9 protein-coding genes and 4 pseudogenes are annotated in these 15036 nt (G+C 60.6%); 7 read left to right on the forward strand and 6 right to left on the reverse strand.

What is annotated here, in order from left to right:
• The first annotated feature begins 349 nt into the window (after positions 1-349).
• The 3 genes from K933_RS01890 to K933_RS17720 all read left to right on the forward strand — a co-directional run bounded on the left by K933_RS01890 (position 350) and on the right by K933_RS17720 (position 4501).
• Positions 350-2116, forward strand: a complete 1767-nt coding sequence (locus K933_RS01890; RefSeq protein WP_023392980.1) for a histidine kinase N-terminal 7TM domain-containing protein — start codon at positions 350-352, stop codon at positions 2114-2116.
• Positions 2113-3741 carry an ATP-binding protein gene (locus tag K933_RS01895; RefSeq protein WP_023392981.1) on the forward strand — a complete coding sequence of 543 codons (1629 nt, stop codon included), beginning with the start codon at positions 2113-2115 and terminating at the stop codon, positions 3739-3741. Before K933_RS01890 ends, K933_RS01895 begins: the two co-directional genes overlap by 4 nt.
• A 334-nt stretch (positions 3742-4075) precedes the next feature.
• Positions 4076-4501 carry an SRPBCC family protein gene (locus K933_RS17720; RefSeq protein WP_152529725.1) on the forward strand — a complete coding sequence of 142 codons (426 nt, stop codon included), beginning with the start codon at positions 4076-4078 and terminating at the stop codon, positions 4499-4501.
• Between the two features lie 860 nt (positions 4502-5361).
• Here the strand turns inward: K933_RS17720 and K933_RS17290 are convergent.
• Positions 5362-7080, reverse strand: a complete 1719-nt coding sequence (locus K933_RS17290) for an FG-GAP repeat protein (protein ID WP_080509164.1) — start codon at positions 7078-7080, stop codon at positions 5362-5364.
• 872 nt (positions 7081-7952) lie between these two features.
• Between K933_RS17290 and K933_RS19530 the strand changes: the two genes are divergently transcribed.
• Both K933_RS19530 and K933_RS18520 read left to right on the forward strand, forming a co-directional pair.
• Entirely contained in the window at positions 7953-8672 is a 720-nt protein-coding gene (locus tag K933_RS19530) for a hypothetical protein (protein ID WP_235063406.1), read from the forward strand.
• Positions 8673-9043: 371 nt separating this feature from the next.
• Positions 9044-9193, forward strand: a complete 150-nt coding sequence (locus K933_RS18520) for a hypothetical protein (protein ID WP_023392984.1) — start codon at positions 9044-9046, stop codon at positions 9191-9193.
• Between the two features lie 350 nt (positions 9194-9543).
• Here K933_RS18520 and K933_RS01910 read toward each other — a convergent pair.
• A pseudogene (locus K933_RS01910) lies at positions 9544-9935 on the reverse strand (CopG family ribbon-helix-helix protein).
• A gap of 101 nt (positions 9936-10036) precedes the next feature.
• On the opposite strand from K933_RS01910, the gene K933_RS01915 reads away from it, so the two are divergent.
• Both K933_RS01915 and K933_RS01920 read left to right on the forward strand, forming a co-directional pair.
• Positions 10037-10924, forward strand: a complete 888-nt coding sequence (locus K933_RS01915; protein ID WP_023392985.1) for a hypothetical protein — start codon at positions 10037-10039, stop codon at positions 10922-10924.
• A 92-nt stretch (positions 10925-11016) separates the two neighbouring features.
• A pseudogene (locus K933_RS01920) lies at positions 11017-12251 on the forward strand (MFS transporter).
• A 2-nt stretch (positions 12252-12253) separates the two neighbouring features.
• Here the strand turns inward: K933_RS01920 and K933_RS19375 are convergent.
• From K933_RS19375 to K933_RS17305, 4 genes and pseudogenes are all read right to left on the reverse strand, one after another.
• Positions 12254-12460, reverse strand: a pseudogene (locus K933_RS19375) (hypothetical protein); the annotation flags it as partial.
• A gap of 6 nt (positions 12461-12466) precedes the next feature.
• Positions 12467-13051 (reverse strand): DUF7437 domain-containing protein, encoded by a 585-nt coding sequence (locus K933_RS01925; protein ID WP_023392987.1) that lies wholly within the window; start codon positions 13049-13051, stop codon positions 12467-12469.
• 301 nt (positions 13052-13352) lie between these two features.
• Positions 13353-13878, reverse strand: a pseudogene (locus K933_RS17300) (transposase); the annotation flags it as partial.
• A gap of 9 nt (positions 13879-13887) precedes the next feature.
• The gene (locus tag K933_RS17305) at positions 13888-15036 is read right to left on the reverse strand and encodes a universal stress protein (RefSeq protein ID WP_023392988.1); all 1149 of its coding nucleotides are present in this window, start codon (positions 15034-15036) and stop codon (positions 13888-13890) included.

A 15036-nucleotide genomic window follows, 5' to 3' on the forward strand; every position in this document is an offset into this window, starting at 1 on the left:
CGGGCGTGTGTTTACTATTACCCCCATGACTCTGACTCGGAAACACCGCGTCCGAGTCTCGCGGTTGTCCGTTCGAGTTCCCGGACAGATCCGTTCGGGCGCGGACTTTACCGATCGTCGGTTCGAGACGACACGTCTCCGAACGCGTTCCCGCACGACCGAGCAACCGTGACCACCTCACCGGTCGGGAGGGGCGAAGCCCGGAGGACTACACCGCGAGCAACGCCGCTGAGAGGGCGTGTTCGGATACGACCGCCCGAAAACCGCACCTCATTCGCGGCCGACGCCTGATCACCGACGATGCGTCCGAAATTATATCCACGACCTATCACAACCGATCGGTAGCTGTATGTCACCCTACGGGGTCTCTCTCTCCCACTCACTGCTCGGCGCCGCCGCTTTACTGATCGCGGCCGCGCTCACCCGGACGGCGTGGACCCGACGAGGCAGGCCCGGAGCCGGGGCGCTAGCTACCGTCGGGGGGTTGCTCACGCTCGGGAGCCTCGTGTTCCTCGGTATGTTCGTCTACCCGGCACGGTATCAGCGACTCTGGATCGTAACGTTGTACAACACCTCCGGGTTCGGCGCCGTCTTCGCGTTCCTGTTCGCTATCAGGTTTACCGGCCGCGGCCAGTGGCTCACGCGGTCGGTTCGAACGCTCCTGATATCGCTGCCGGTTATACTGCTGCTAGTGAGTTTCGTCCCGTTCGAACTGGGTGTCGAGACGACGTCGCAGGCGGGTCTCCTCACCCAGCGCGTAATCGGACTCGTCTCCGGACTGCTTACTCCGCTGTACGCTATCGCCGCCGCCATCCTTCTCTGGGCGGCGATCGCTCGTGACGCCGTGCCGTACGGGCAGGGGCTCTTACCGGCTGGGTCACTTCTCCTGTTGGCCCTGGCCCCGGGCCTATCGTCGGTATTTGCCTACTCGGAACGGATCTTCCCCGTCGTCCTGATCCTTGCGGGCGGCGGGCTCTTGGCCACGCTGCGCTGGTACCGGCCGTTGGAACAGCTTCCGGTTGCCCGACCGGTCGTCCAGAGTCGTATCGTCGACGAGTTGTCGGAACCGGTCGTGGCGATCGACCGGAAGGACAGGGTGGTCGATCTCAACACCGCCGCCGAGGACACGTTCGACTGCGAGCAATCAACCGTGGTCGGCCGGCCCGCCCGACGTGTCCTCACCGATGCGGTGCTGGCACACGAGGAGCGACACCTGATCGAAGTGAGCGATGGAGTCCGAACCGTCATCCCCGAGGCCGTTGGCGACGCCGACGGCGCTCCCCTCGGCACGGTACTGCTGTTCGGAGACGCGACCGACCAGCGGCTCCGCGAGCGGCAAACCCGCATGCTGACCGACCTCCTCTCCGAGGTGATCGGCGTCCAACTCGACGAAATCGCGAGGCTCGCATCGTCGGTCGAAAACCGGGATGGTCGTGACGCACCCGGGGTCGCGGAGAGCGATGCGCCGGCCGACCCCGAGGGTGTGGGCGAACGGATCCGGACACGTAGCGACCTCCTTCTCGCAGTCGGGAAGCGGGCAAGGGAGATGGAACGAGCGCTCGCGGAGACGTCTTTTGAAGCATCGAGCGACCTCCTGACGGGGGTTCGGACCGCCGCGACGCGCAGTTCGATACAGGCGGACGAACACACCGTCCACGCAACCGGAGAGTCGTACACCGTCACAGTCCCACAGCCGCTGTTGATCGCGGGGTTCGCGGCCGTTTTCGACGCCGTCACGATCCGGCACCGTTCGGTGACCGTCTCGGTCGAGGCCGACATCGGAGGGCGGGGCACAAACGGCGGATCGGTCGTTGGCGCCGATTCGAGAACCGGATCCGATACGGGCGGCTCGAACCGCCGGCCGGGTCCACGACGGACCGTCGTGGGAGCCGACGATCACGGGTACGACGGAGTCGTGTACGTCGATATACGAACGGACTCCCGCAGCGAGAACGCCGATCCGGTGTCGGAACCCACCGCGGAGCATCCCGCAGCGAAGCTGCTCTCGTTGATCGCCATCGATGCTGGCGGGAGCGTGGCTGTCGACGGAACCCCTTGGGAGCATCTCCGCGTGGCGCTTCCCGCACGCAAAATCCGGTTCGAGGGTGAGCGATGATCGAACCGCTCGTCGTCGTCGACGCCCTGTTCGTCGTGACCCTGGTCACGGCTGGACTCACGGCCGTCGCTCGCCGACCGGAACTCGGGACGACCGGTCTCGGTATCACTGCCGGGTGTCTGGCCGTGGTCGCGGTTCTCGACGTGGCCGTCCGTCTGCGGGTCGCTGCTATCGAGACGCTGTTCGGCGGCGTGAGAGTCGCCCTGTTCGGGGCGTCGATAGCCTGGCTGTGGTTCGCAGTCGAACACACCGGTCGCGGGCCAGAACTCACGCGCAGGCGGCTTTTCGGTGGCACCGGGGCGGCCGTCGCCCTCGTGTTCGCGACGCAACTGCCGGTGTCGGTGATCCGGTACGGCTCGGCGGCCATCATCAACATCTCGGCAACGTACGGGAGCGTCGCCGGAACCTTTCTGCTCTCACAGGCGACACTCAAGCGCAAATTGGTCCCTCTGTGGCAGGGTGTTCTCCTACCGATCAGCGGCAGCAGTCTCGTTCTGATCGGGTTCGTCGCGTCGCTCACACCCCTGCAAGACGGTGTCGTCCAGAATCTCGTCTTGGCTAGCGCCCTCGGCTCTGGAGTGCCATTGGCGGCAAGCGTGTTCACCGAAGCCGCCGAAGACACTACGAAACAGGCGCGGTTGGCCCGGGGCGTGGTTCTCGAAGGAATTTCGGAAGCCGTGATCGTAACGGACACGCGTGGGAGCGTTATCTATTCGAACGAAACCGCACAGCAGGTGTTTCTCGGAACGGAGTCTCGAGACGCCTTCGGACGCGATTTCGAGTCGCTTGTCGGGGTGAGACCCGACGAACTCCGCGACACTGCCGTCGACCGTGAGCTGACGACCGAAAGCGGCCGCCGATGGTTCGAGGTGACGCACAGCCCGATGACGGAACGGAAGGGTGATAGGACCGGTAACATCTACATCTTCCGTGACGTTACGGCGCGGCGGAGCAACCAGCAACGGAGAAACGTCCTCGTGAGGCTCCTGCGTCACAACCTCCGTAACAAAGTAGACGTGATCCGTGCCCACGCGGAACTCCTTGCTGACCAGCCGGAACGGGGTACACGGATCGCGAACTCCGCCGGGGAGCTCGCGACGATGAGCGAGACGGTCACCGAGATGGACCACCTCCTCTCCCAAGAGCAGATCGACCGGGAACGGATCGAAGTAGGAGAACTCGTCCGGAAGGTAGGAGAACAGATCGCCGAGGAGTTCGGCGGGACCGTGACCGTCGACGCGGAGCCGGTAACGCTGTACACAAGTCGTGAGGCTGTCCAGACGGTTGTGGCCGAACTCGTCAGCAACGGCATGAAACACGCCGAGATGGACGAGCCACCTGTTCGCATCTCGGTTCGCGCATCCGCCGAACACGCCGTGGTTACGATCGAAGACGCGGGACCGGGCATCCCCGAACAGGAGTACGCAGTGCTCGGGTCTGTCGAACAGTCACAGCTCCGTCACGGGCGGGGACTGGGCATCTGGATGGTACAGTGGATCGTCACCCGTCTCGGCGGTACGCTCTCGTTCGACGCCGACAGCTCCGGAACCGTTGTAACCGTTCGACTTCCACGCGGTGACGGCGAACGTGACGCTCGATCTAGCCCTCCATACACGCACGACTGATATCCGACGGTTGGATCGGCGTAGTAACACGTCCGGGCAAGCCGATATCGAAGCGGCACAGCTCGGAAATCACGTACTAGTGGTGGTAACGGCTGAATCGAGTCGTCGTTCGTCGAGCCGTCGCATCGTACCGTCGCCCTCCGGAGACGTGTACGTCGGTCACCGTCGAAAGTATGCGCGTTGAGTATCGATCGTTCAGTAGGTGTCCGGACGTACCAGTCACGGATGCGGGGAGACTGGTGTTCTGACCGCGAGGCTACCGCCAACGTCATCTCGTTTGTGACGGTCAGTTCACGACCACAACTGACTCGTTCGACAATAGATACATCAGGGTATGATCAGGGTCTCGGTCGAGCGGACGCTTCCCACCCCGCCAGACGAGGTCACACAGTATCTCTCGCCCGAGGGTATCGTACGCCTCGAAGGGCATTACGACCCGAAGAGCGTCCGCGTGGACGGCGACCGAACAGTCGTCACCGTATCCCCGACGGGGCGAATGTTCGCACCCCAGTACGAGTTTATCCGTACTCGAGACGGGTTTTCCTATCGGGTGGTGACCGAGAGTCGCTCCCCGGTAGAAGTGGAGACGACAGTGACACTGGCCCCCCGAGACGGCACTACCGGACTCCGAATCGAGTCGAGCTGTCGGTCGATCGTCCCGTTCCTTGACCGGGTCCTCGCGTGGCGCCGTCGCCGGACTCTCGAGCGATTAGCGCGTAATGTCACCGAAGCAGTTCCGGATGATGGGGCGAACCGCTGAACCATCGCCACAATTCGATTCTCCGATAGAGCGAACTACGAGCCGACTACATTGAGCAGTTAGATGAATAGTCGAACGTGTCGTGGTCAGCCCCTCGTCGTGGCCCGACACGTGAGTCTCGCCGCACCGTCTTCCGCCAGATCGCCCAGCTATTCTCCATCGACTGGCCCACATACGAGTCCTTCCCGCTGTTCGATCGCTCGTCCCGTGCAGGTGGAGTTGACCGGTGAGTATGACTCTCATCAATCGTGACAGCGGACAGTACGTTACCGCTGTTGAAGAAGGAACCCGGAATCGCGTGGAGAGGGACTCTCTCCGCAATTGAGCGGCGCCTGAGTGGCTACGCTGTCGGAGGTCGTCGAACTTCGTGTATGTGGTTGGTAGTTCAACGAGATCGGCCGTTTGGGGAGCAATCTGAGTCAGTTTCCGTTCACTGGATCGACCGAAACCACGCATCACAGCCCTGCTAAAGCCCTTGTACTCTCAACACTCAAAGTCGGAACAGGAGTTGAGACCGCTTCTCTCAATGCATAGTTCTCAGTTCATCGCGCAAAGAAACGCTCTCTCATATGGATCGGATTACTCTGAGTTGGGAATTGCATAGCGGATCACATCCGATTTAACTCCGAATCAGAATGTGGACGTCTCGTTGTGGAGCGTGCTACGTTACCGCGTCGCTAGTAAGGGTGCTGAGCCCTGCTGCGTCTCAGGCCGTCACCGCGTGCCAGAAGCGAGCGGAGTGGTCTCAGTCGGTCTGCGGACGAACCCCGCGATGCCGACGCTATCTATCTCCTGTGAGTGGTAATCCGACCAGAGAAGATGAGACAGAACGAGTCCACGAGGGAGGAGAGCGAATCAGACTATTTTCCGAACACGTACGCCGATCCACTGATACTCCCTTCGAGCACAGACTCACCGTATGCACCGACGATAGCCGTATCACCCGGCCCCGAAACAGCCACCGACCAGCCGAATTCGTCGTCTGCTACCCCGTCGTCGGCGGTGAGTTTCACCTGTTGGGTCCACGTTCCGTTCGCTTGAGTGAACACGTACGCCGATCCAGAGTAAGAGTCTTCATCCGTCCTTTTAGCGCCGACTATGACCGTATCTCCCGGTTCCGAGACTGCTACCGAATGACCGAAGCCATCGTACATTGCGGCGTCGGTGGCGGTGAGTTTCGCTCGTTGGATCCAGCTTCCGTCCGTCCGGCCGAACACATACGCTGACCCCGAACTGATGCTTGCGTCGTCGTCTCTGGGTGTTCCAATGACGGCGGTGTCGCCGGAGTCGGACACCGCTACCGACCAGCCGAAAGCATCGCTCCGTTCCGCATCGGCGGCGGTAAGTTTCGCTTGCTGGGCCCAAGCTCCGTTCGCTCGACTGAACACGTATGCTGATCCGGTGGCAGAGCCCGCGTCAGTGTCATCAAACCGGGCCCCAATAATAGCTGTATCACCAGCCCCCGAGACTGCTACCGCAGAGCCGAAGGCATCGTCCCCTGCCGCGTCGTCGGCAGCGAGTTTCGCCTGCTGGGTCCAAGATCCGTCTGCTCGACTGAACACGTACGCTGACCCTGTCTCGGGAGCCGGGTCTGTGTCGTCGTACCGGGCTCCGACGATAACAGTGTCACCTGACGCCGAGATCGCCACTGAAGAGAAGTCGGCGACTGCTACCGCGTCGGTAGCAGTGAGTTTCGCTCGCTGAGTCCAGCCATAGTCTCCCCGACCAAACACGTACACTGCTCCGGTGTCCTCCACTCCCTCGTATCGAGCCGCGACAGCGATCGTATCGGCGGAATCGGAGACTGCCACTGAAGAGCCGAACCAGTCGGCACCTGCTGCGTCGTCAGCGATAAGTTTCGTCTGTTGGGTCCACCCATCGTCCATCCGGCCGAACACGTACGCCGACCCTGAGTCATCCCCCGCATCATCATCCCCATATGCACCGACCACGGCAGTGTCGCCGGAGTGAGACATCGCCACTGACCAGCCGAATTCGTCGTCTGCTGTCGCATCGTCGGCGGTGAGTTTCGCGTAGTGTTCGTACCATTCAGGGAGTTGTGGACAGATCGTTCCGAGCGCGTTCTCGACAACCAGTTCGTGCGTTCCCGGACCGAACGTGTCCGTCTCCGCGGCGAGGAGGTTCTGCTCCTCTTGGAATGAGAACGCCCCGCCAGGAAGGGAGTACACGGCGAGCGATAACACGCGTTCACAGCCCTCATCGACGGTGAAATCGACTGAGACGGAGTCACCGCGCACTCGGATCGGCTCGGCCTTGACACATTCCCGAGTCTCGGAGTCGAGCGAGTTTAACCACCTGTCGGCCGTCCGTGGCCCGTGTTGGTCGCCGTGGAGGTACTGGATGAGGCGATTCTGCCTTCCATAAAAAGCGTCCTCCGTCTCACCGAGCGTCTCGATGGAGTCGCCCGCAACGAAATCGACCTGATAGTAGCAGTGGTTGCTCTGGGGTGATCCGTTATTTTGCGCCGCTCCGAGCTGGGTGCCGACTCCTATCAGTCCTGTCGCGATAGCGCCCGTCTTGAGTGCGTTCCGCCGTGTGAGCCGAGTGTTTCGTTCCATAAAACATCTCCACTATATGTTGGATATTTACTACAAATAAGTGCAGCTTCCCAGCTGCTTGATCATCGGTTGTGAACACGTACATACACCTATAGATTCAATACTATATGCAGATCGAGTACGTGCGAGTCGAATACAGGTGGGTGGACGGTACATCGGCGGCGGTGTGTTCAAGCGCTCCTCCCGAGCCGGCGGATTATGGTCGAGTCAAGTACGCGAGAACTTGACACGGACCGCGAACAGTTCAGGGGGACATGACGACGACAGGGTGGTTAGTAGGTACGTAACCAAATCAACATCTTACCCATCGCAATGGCTGAGACAAGCAACTTCAATACACAATTACATCACAATATCGGTTCGATATACACGTCTTCATCTACGGACTCAGTATCACCAATCACATGGCATCCACGCGATCCTCCTATCATGCTGTCTTCGGCTGTATCGCCCAGACACCATATTATGAGTGGCCCCCTACACTACAACCGCGCTATACGACCGGAGTTCGACGAATGGTCTCAAAGAGCACGATACGAGATGGAGCAGTTGGTGCGAGCGTTCCTACTCGAGGAACTGCACGGGTGGGCTTACGAAACGGGTCTCGTTAGCTACCTCGAACAACGACCCGCGCTGTGCCGCCAATTAGGCTTAGAGACGATCCCTGACCAGTCGACACTCTAGCGGACGTGGCACCGTCGCTTCTCAACCGACCTCCGAGAGACAATTCGGGAGTGTGCCCGGACGATTCTCACCAAAGCCGAGAGGGCTGACGTAGACGTCCCACGCGATCCTCAAAGAAAGGCTGCTATCCCGATGGCGACGACGAAGACGCTCTCAGCGACCGGGTGCGGCTCTCGAAAGCAGACGATGTGATCGATGAGCTTCAGCGAATCGCCTACCCTGCACTCTCGCTGAACCGAGACGACTCCAGTGAGATACACTCGAACTCGTTCTGGGACCTACAGACGTATCTTGGACTCAGAGACGGTCCCGCCGCCACCGAAGGTGCTCGGAGCTTTACACTCGAATCTTCGCGCGAGCAGACGCCACTTGGTCACACGCACCGATCACACCTTCGCAACTTCTCGATCGACGAGATTCGAGCGATGTATCGAGCGGCCGTGAGGCGGCTCATCGATCGAGTCACGAAGACAGATGATCCCTATCGGGCGGGTGTCGTTGTGATCGGTACGACCGAAGACGATCCCTTCACAGGCGACCGGACGGGCCACGAAGAAGAGATCATTGGGACGAAGGAGAACTCAGACGAGTACGCCTATCAATGGGCGACCATCCAGCTCGTTGGGAATGCCGTCCCATTGGTTCTCGACGCTCGGCCGATTCGAAAAGGAGACGGCCGAGTGGAGATCGGTGCGGATCTGCTCGATTCGGCGCAAGAGCTCGTTCACGTCGACGAGGTGCTGATGGACCGTGGATTCGACAGTCAGCACGTCCTCAAAGCCGTCTCCGACCGGCGGTTGAAATACATCGTCCCGAAGCGGATGTACACGAGTGAGAAGGCGCAGGCAAAGCGCCTGCTCAAACGCGACGAGGATCGGTTCGTCAATGACCGGCGGCTTCCCCTCTGAAACGACGAGTGGTTGCCGACGATGGTGGTCTACGAGCGAAAGGCAGACTCCGAGCGGACCGACTACGGACAGTACGCGGTGTTTATGACGAACAAGCCAGCGAGAACGATCCACGAGTATCGTTCCCGCTGGGAAATCGAGAGCGGCTACAAGAGTATCAAGCGGTTCATGGCAGCGACGACGTCGAAGAGCTTCGTGCTGCGGTTCTTCTACTTCGCGTTCGCGTGTCTACTGTATTCTACATGGCGACCTGTGGATTTGCTCGTTCAGGTCGAATTGACTGGCAGGTACGAGCAGTCGCCAGTCGTAACGGCGAACACAGTTCTCACACTCCTGAAGAAGATATCCAGTTTACCTTCGACGGTGACGAGTTGTTCGAGCCAGAAGAGTGTCGGCGTGTCCTTCTCACTGACGAACTTGTCGACCGCTTCGCGACCGATGCCGGGTTCTCACTCGCAGTCCTCCGCGAAGCGGTTTTCGAGGCGGACGATATCGACGACGCGATCGCACCGGTCGCGTAGGGTGAGTGTCAGGGCTACAGTCGAACGGACGACGCGGCAATCGTGATGGGTGGAACGGCAGCGGCCACCGCCGCAGCGAGTGCGGGCGCAGCCAGTTGTGCGGGCGCGGGGGCGGCGGCTGGCGGTGGTGGCGGCGCGTGTTGATCGGCCAAGATAATCTCTCGAACAGATAGCCGACTCCGTCTTGAGTTTTCGAACGTCTGTTGCTGACCGACCGCTGATCTCACTGTCCGGATCGCTGGGAACTTCTCGTAACTGGGGCGGCGCTGAAGACGATACGGTCAACTCCCGTTGAGTGGTATCGCTCGGTGCGTCGACCGTTTCCCTCCCGGTTCTCTCGGTCGAAGAGATCAGGCGACGGGCTGGAGGAACATGAGGTTCACACGCCCGACCGCGCCGAAGTCACGGAGCTGATACACGGGTTCACGGATCCGGTCCGCCCGACCCGCGCAGAAGATCGTCTCGAGACACCACTCTCCGCGGTGCATGTGGTGAGTCGTCTGGATGATCTCCCCGAACTCGTGTTGGACGGTGTGGAGTTCTCCGATGACGAGCGTGTGCTCGTAGTCGAACGCGACAGCCGCAACCGCCTCCCCTCGACCTGTTCGGGTTGAGTATGTTGCTCGATGTACTCTTGCATCGCCTCCCGGGTTGCTCGTGAACGCGACTCCATGCCCTCCGATTTCCACGTCTCGTCGAACGAGTCGAGAACCTCCTGTGGGATGTTGAGTCTCGTTCGCATACACGCTTTTGTCTCCGAGCGCTACTCAGACCTCGTTATTACGATCTTCCGGATTCGGTCATAACAACCCCTAACATGACCGATCGACTCCGTTCGAGATAATGCTACACACGGAAGCCCTCGGCCTCTTGGTCGGAGCTGTTGCGCTCGGGGCGGTCCACGGGATCGAACCCGGTCACGGCTGGCCCGTTGCCGCCGCGTACGCGCTCGACCAGACCAACAAGTGGGTCTCGGGGTTCACTGCGAGTTTCATCCTCGGGGTCGGCCACCTCATCAGCAGTCTCGTGATGGTTGGCATCTTCTTCTACGCCAAATCCTACTTCAGCCTCACACAGGTCAACGAGCCGATCCCGCTCGATCTGTTTTCGACTACTATCTTCATCGGCGGGCCGGTCAGCCTCGTCGCTGGTGTCTTGCTCATCCTCCTTGGGGTCCGCGAGTACTACGGTGGCCACTCGCACTCCCACGCGACGAGTCACGATCACGACGACGACCACGCACACAGGAACCACTCACACGACGCCGACGAACATGACGACGCACACTCACACGATCACGACACTCACTCGCCCAGCGACAGTGACCGCACCCATCACCACGACGACCACGCCGAGTCGGCTGATGGAGGGGGGTGGGGCGCACGGTTAAAGGGGTTCGTTCCGTTCGTCGGCGGCCACTCACACGGCGACCTCGACGAGGCCGCCGAACGGGGGCTGTGGGGGATCGCATGGTTCGCGTTCCTCCTCGGGTTCGCTCACGAGGAGGAGTTCGAGATCATCGCACTGTGTGCGGGTTCGACTTACTGTCTCGAACTCATGAGTGCGTACGCGCTCACCGTCATCGCGGGCATCGTCGTTTTGACGATGCTGTTGATCGCCGGCTACCACAGCTACGAGGATCGGGTCGAGAAGTACACGCCGTACCTACCCGCCTTCTCGGCTGTCGTTCTCATCATCATGGGATTCGGGTTCATCACTGGGCTCTTCTGACCCAGGTGCACCGACCGATCTCTCGGTTATTACGGTCTCGTAAAACGGTAGTAACGGAACGTAGTTGAAGGGGGCTCGGTGACTTCCTCGGGATGGGCCTTCCCTCTCGATACGGGGTGTGGGAAGCGGGGCGCGGGAGCGTCCTGAAGTACTATCTCTACAAATCGACGAAGGCGGTCGAGTTCTACCGGCCGATCATGTACCTCTTCTTCCTCGCACAGGGGCTTGACTTCACGCAGATCGCGATCGTGGAGGCGCTATACAACCTTACGACCCTGTTCGGCGAGATTCCAACTGGCTACATCGGCGACCGGGTCGGGCGGTGGACCAGCCTCCTGATCGGGACCGTCCTGATTGCCGCCACCCTCCTCGGGATCGGGCTCGCCGAGTCGTTCCTTACGCTCGCGGTTCTGTGCGTCTGCTGGTCGGCCGGGTACAACTTTCGCTCGGGGAGTGAGGATGCGTGGCTCTACGACACGCTCACCGACGACCTCTCCGAGGACGAGTTCGCCCGCGTCCGGGGACGAGGCGAGTCGGCAGCGCTCGCGGTCGGCGCGGGCGCGGCGGTCATTGGCGGCTACCTCGGGAGTATCGACCTCTCGTATCCGTGGTTCGTCGCCGCCGTCACTGGGATCGGTGCGGTGGTACTCCTCACGCTAGACGAGCCAGGGACGTACAAGGAGACTGACACGGACGTGTTGAGTCTCCGTCGAACGGTCGGCATCGTCAGGGAGGCGCTCTCGCGCCGGACGCTTCGGTCGTTCATCCTCTACTACTACGTGCTGTACGCCGCTGTCACCTACCTCGTGTTCGTCTTCCTCCAGCCCATCTTCGAGACGATTGTCGTCGACCTGGGTGTGGCCCCGGCGCAAGTGGAGTCGCTGTCGGGGTGGTTCTACGCGGCGTACAGTCTCGTCGGGGCGGTGCTCAGCTACTACACGGGGGCGATCAAGGAGTACGTCGGAGTCCGGACGTGGTTTCTCGCGTTGCCGTTCGTCGTCGGCGCGGCACTGGTCGGGATGTACTTCATTCCCCTGCTGGCGCTCCCTACCTTCCTTTTCGCGCGTGGACTGTCGGACGTGACGCGGTCGTTCGCCGGTCAGTACGTCAACGACCGGATCGGCACGCTCGGGCGAGCGACCGTGTTGAGCGCGATGGCGATAGTCAGTGGGCTGGCGGTTGTTCCCTTCCAGCTCGGAAGCGGCGTCGTCTCTGACATCGTCCCCCGTTGTTCGCACTCGCCGTCGCGGGTGGGCTCCTCATCGTCGGGTCCGGAGTCATCATTCTCTGGGAAACGCCGGTCGCTCAAGGGCGTCTCACCGACTAATTCGGCGTCTGACCCGGCGTACTGCGATCAGGCGCTCCACCGAGTTCCTCGTAGACTCGTTGTGGAACTACGAACGTGAGTCCGTTCCGCCGAGCGAATCGTTCGAGGGCTCTGTATTTGTCTCGTCCCTACCGACCGCACGCGATGAACACGCCGGTATCCACCACCCACGTTGTATCGTCCGGAACCGACGTATCCGGCTCGCTCATGCGGGCCTATGCATCGGTCTCAATCGGGTAGTCACGCGCATTTCGGATCTGGTCGAAGTACGGGTCGTACTCGCGCATCTCGCGGATCACCGTCGCCAACGCTTGGATGACTACGATACCGAACGCGACCTGGAGATCGAGTTCACGTGCTGCGACGCGCTCGCTCATTCCGCCGTCAACGTACGGAACCGCGTAGGTGAGTGTGGCCGCGAGTTTGCCGATGCCGTACTTCTCGATCAGGAGGTCGAGGTCCTGGTCGTGGGGCGCCCGCCCGATCGCCTCGATGAGCGTCGGTGTAATCGTGTACGTGTTGCCGTCGAGATTCGCAGTGAGCGAGATAGGACGAGCCGTGTAGGTGTGGGTCTTCCGTGACTCGTCGCGCGTGAGCACACCGAGGTCGGCCAACGTGCTCGTATCGGCGTACGCGGTCGTGCGCGGGGTCTCCATATCGGCAACGATGTCGTCGATGGTGACGCTGCCTTCCCGGAGGATGTAGGTGTAGAGGCGGGCGAGGCGCGGCTCTTCGAGCAGTTGCGCTACCGAGATGAGGCCGTTGATGGCACGCTCGGGGTCGCCCGCTGTCTTCGACATACAATACATGATTCGTGTATTGTGTGATAACGCTTGGGACGGGCGATGGCCGTCTCGGAATCGGCTCTACGTGCCGCCTTCCTATTGTTGCGGGATCGTCTCGATAACAAGTAGACGAGTTGTCGCCTGCTCTGGACCCGAAGCGGCAAGCGGGGCGTGTGCGACGGTTCGACTGGGGAGGATGCGCGTCACCCATCTGCTCAGAGATCGAGCCGAGTTCATCGAGCAGTGGGAACCCCTGATTCACGATCCAGGGAATGGGTGGTTTAGCATTCGTCTTTAGCTAAGACTCACACCTCGGTTATGTAGTGGTAGCGAGTGTCTCTTGGAGTATCGGTCGTTGCTGGTGGATCTTCTGAGCATCCTCGATCAGTCGCTCCAGTAACGGCGGTGGCGAGTAGCCGAGATACTTACCGAGTTCGTGAAGGATGAGCTGGGCGTGCGACCGGAAGATCGCCGCCCAGTGTTCCGACGGAAACACGATCTCATCGTCGGCCTTGCTCGGTGATCAGATCCAACAGCTCACGACTCACCAGCAGTGACAACAACGCCGCATACAGCAGAATTCCCACGACAGCAGGGTTGCTTGTGTCGAATTTGTCCAACTCGTACTGTGTATTTAGCTTACGGAACAGCGCTTCTATCTCCCATCGACACCGATACAGCGTTGCTAAATCCGTCGGGAAACACTCCTCTCTGGACAGATTCGTAATGTAGTGGTAGGAGTCGTCGACATCCTCGTCGCGGACGCCGACGACACGGAACCGCTTCGTGTCCAGCGACCGCGTTCCCTCGTACTGCCCCCGCTTGAATTTCGCTTCGACTTCTGAGAGCTATCACTCTGTCTTGGGGGAGTCGTCGTCGGTTTCTTCAGCCTCCAAAGCCTGCTTGTACCGATAGTAGAGAGAGCGCATGGTCCGATCTGCATCCCGTCCCATCAGGACGGTCACGTCTTTCCGCCCAGCGAGTGTCTCTTGTACTGGCTTGAACACGAGGTCCCGCAACCTAAACTTCTGTTCAGGTGAGCCAATCGCCGTGAAGTCGTGATCTTGAGCCTCTTCAATGATGGCGTTAGCTTGGTCAGGTGCTTCTCTGAGTTCCGTCGTTGATTCGACGTCAGGGCCGAGTACGTCGTCCGCAAACCTCAGGAGATCGTTCGCCTCACTCCGCTCCTTCCCGGATACATCCGGCGGAATGACGTGCAGTACCGTAACTGCAGCATCAGACGCACGAGCCACCGCACGGGCCGCCTCTGAGGCGAGTGCTGCATGCGGTCCCGTTCCTACTGGAAGGAGTATCGAATCGATCGTTTCCGTTTCCGATTCAGCCAACGAGGCAACAGTGTGTCCCTCGACGTCCGGAACGTACAGCGCGTGCGCTCCTTGCCGAACGCCGACGTTCTCGACGAATACGTCACACTCGGCCTCCTCGACGACCGTATCGATAGTGCTCCTTCCGAGCAACCACCCTTCATCGAATCCAGTTCCGCGAAGAAGAAGTACAGCCGTCTCGATACCGTCTCCGAGAGCGTCAAGAATCCCCCGTGTCGTATCCGTCACCGTCCGCACCATCGCGTTCACGGACATGTCTGGATCGATGTCCTCTGCGACGTTTACCACTTGGGCTAACTGTCTCTGGCGCTCGCTGACGACTCTAGGTATCGGCCGTCCCGAACCGTCTGGCGTATCCTCTGAACTGACGTACTCCCGAACCTGTTTGACAGCGTCCTCGTCGCCCACGTCTGCGATCCCGAGTAGGACGACCCGACCATCGTTGTCAGCTGCTAGAGCGATCGCAGTCTGAAGGAATCGACGAGCGTTGATCCCGGTGTTGCTATCGAACAGATCGCTGACGACGGGCACCACGACGGAGTACTCCGGCCGATGAATGATCTCCCCGTCATACCCATACGACTCAGCCTCTGACACTGGCTCTGACGCTGGAGCCGTGATCGGGACGGTAGCCTCGTCGGTATCGTTCGACAT

Origin of the sequence: Candidatus Halobonum tyrrellensis G22 (genome assembly GCF_000495475.1) — an archaeon.
Classification (GTDB): domain Archaea; phylum Halobacteriota; class Halobacteria; order Halobacteriales; family Haloferacaceae; genus Halobonum; species Halobonum tyrrellense.